Source organism: Phosphitispora fastidiosa, assembly GCF_019008365.1.
GTDB classification, from domain to species: Bacteria; Bacillota; Thermincolia; order Thermincolales; family UBA2595; genus Phosphitispora; species Phosphitispora fastidiosa.
On the sequence record NZ_JAHHUL010000209.1, the window covers coordinates 1 to 240 of the forward strand.

Here is a 240-nt window from a genome sequence, read left to right on the forward strand (position 1 = left end):
CGCCACCGGCAGCAATGACGTGGTGGTTGAAAACGCCTTCGTGCCGGAACATCGCACCCACAAGTCGGCCGACGGCTTCGCCGGCACCAGCCCGGGCCTGACGCTGCACCGCGCGCCGCTGTACCGCCTGCCGTTTGGCCAGATTTTCGTGCGGGCCGTGTCCTCGTCCGCCATCGGCGCCTTGCAGGGGGCCCTCGATGCCTTCCTCGACTTCGCCTCGGTGCGGGTCGGCGACATGGG

General features: G+C 69.6%; 1 protein-coding gene. It reads left to right on the top strand.

Annotation, left to right across the window (positions count from 1 at the left end; genetic code table 11):
- Positions 1 to 240 (top strand): hypothetical protein (locus tag Ga0451573_RS19535; RefSeq protein ID WP_231685882.1); only part of this gene is annotated, 240 nt, incomplete at both ends.